General features: G+C 46.6%; 2 protein-coding genes. One reads left to right on the forward strand and one right to left on the reverse strand.

All coding sequences use genetic code 11. The features are described from left to right. Positions 1-109 precede the first annotated feature (109 nt). Positions 110-604 (forward strand): hypothetical protein, encoded by a 495-nt coding sequence (locus tag OH455_RS23120; RefSeq protein ID WP_269982926.1) that lies wholly within the window; start codon positions 110-112, stop codon positions 602-604. Between the two features lie 221 nt (positions 605-825). Here the strand turns inward: OH455_RS23120 and OH455_RS23125 are convergent, their stop codons facing one another. Further along, complete coding sequence (locus tag OH455_RS23125) at positions 826-1,563, reverse strand: hypothetical protein (protein ID WP_269982927.1); 738 nt, start codon at positions 1,561-1,563, stop codon at positions 826-828. Between the last annotated feature and the right edge of the window lie 97 nt (positions 1,564-1,660).

Genomic DNA, 1,660 nt, shown 5'->3' on the forward strand with positions numbered 1-1,660 from the left:
TCGGCTGGCCGTTTACTAGTGAGCGGTAGGTTCAACCTTGTTCAGTTCACCACCCTTTGTTATGGGGTCTCTGTGTGGTGATGGAAATGTTTTCCTGTTGGAGGTTACCATGCCAAAGCTTACAGACGATCACGTTCTGAAGGTTCTCAACTCTATTTGCTATCGCATTCACACCGAGCCTGAATCGATTCGCTCCCATATGCGTGATTTATCGACGCTGCTCAATGGGCCCGACCCTAAACAAACGTCCAAATACAGCTGGCTCGAAGCGATTATTAGACAAGCGCAACTCAATCGCTTTACTGAGCACTGCTCCCCATCTAGTGGCACTCCCGATCTTTGTTTAATCAAGATGCAGAACCAAAATGCCTATAACTTGTGTTTTACCCAAGACGTTGACCAATGTATTTGTCGTTTACAGTCTTTGTGTGCACAGCCGATCGAGCTGGTGGCATACGGAAAGGCCAAACTGAGCCCAGATGCACTGCTTGAAGTGTTGTCTGAACCGCAGATCCAGAAGAACCGCTGGTTTCCATTAAGCGATAGTCAGCGAGATGGCATCGTTAAGACGCTCAAGGCCGAGCAAGCTCTCACCTCGCGTTGATTGTTTTTCAATGAGCAGGTAACAAACCATACAGGTTTGGAGGCGGTGGTTCGCCCTAAGCCTTTTAGTCGGCTAGCGCGGATATGCCCCATTGTGTTTCAAGCACAGGCTCCAAGCCCGGGCAACACTGCTGTTTTGGCTTAAATTTGATGTCTGAAAAACGAGTTATTGGTGTGTGTCCTGAATATAAAAGGCTTGCTGTTTAGGAAGCCCGTGAATACTTACTCTTCCTCGACAACATTAAGAAGAGGGGCTAAGTGTTTTACGATTCGAGCTTGCTCTTCATACGAAGCGGCAAAATACAAAAAGTAAAAGTTTCGATTGGAGCGATAAAGGTTTCTTGCTTCTTCATCATCCTCATCATGATCCATTTCGATCATTGGGGACATATGCCACTGAACAAGGTTGTTTTTATATTTTATAGCGGGTGCGATATAAAACTCATAGCTAAGTAGAGAGTTAAACGGCAGCACCTGTTGCTTGGGTCTATTTACCACTCCGGCCATTTTAAACGACATTAATAGCCCAGCGCCGGCGCCAACAAACATCATCGGCCCGACCAGCACCACACCGATAATTGAAATAGCAATACCGGCATAGCCAGAGTAACGTAAGGCGGCAAAGCAGGCGTCAGGGACGAGAGTCAGCTCTGTGACTATCATCCCTTTTTCAGTTAAGGTTACTGTTTGTTGTGTATCTGGGTTGCCGGCGTAATATAAATAGCTACCAATGGCAAAAACGAACACTGAAGCGACAAGAACACCTAACCACGAGAGTTGGTACCCTATCCCAAAAAACATTAAAGCCCCCAATACCCAAGTAAAAATATCGCCATAATCAGTAGGCGGCACTTTTACTACTTCAAATTGATAGACTACCTTGGCATCTTGTACCGCTTGAAGCTGGGCTTGTCGATACTCCGGGGTTAGCTCCGGTAACGAGTCTACAGACACATCCATCAGTTAGGCACCTCCATTTGTACCTGATAGCTGTTACTTCGTGTTTAGCGCACTCTCTAGCTCGCCGAACCCAATTACACCGCCAGCACACATAGGT

This window comes from Vibrio sp. T11.5 (assembly GCF_027587155.1).
In the GTDB taxonomy this organism is placed as follows: domain Bacteria; phylum Pseudomonadota; class Gammaproteobacteria; order Enterobacterales; family Vibrionaceae; genus Vibrio; species Vibrio neptunius.

Bases quoted from the DNA above. Each gene is read 5' to 3' on its own strand.
- OH455_RS23120 (WP_269982926.1), top strand. From the start codon at position 110: ATGCCAAAGCTTACAGACGATCACGTTCTGAAGGTTCTCAACTCTATT.
- OH455_RS23125 (WP_269982927.1), bottom strand. From the start codon at position 1,563: ATGGATGTGTCTGTAGACTCGTTACCGGAGCTAACCCCGGAGTATCGA.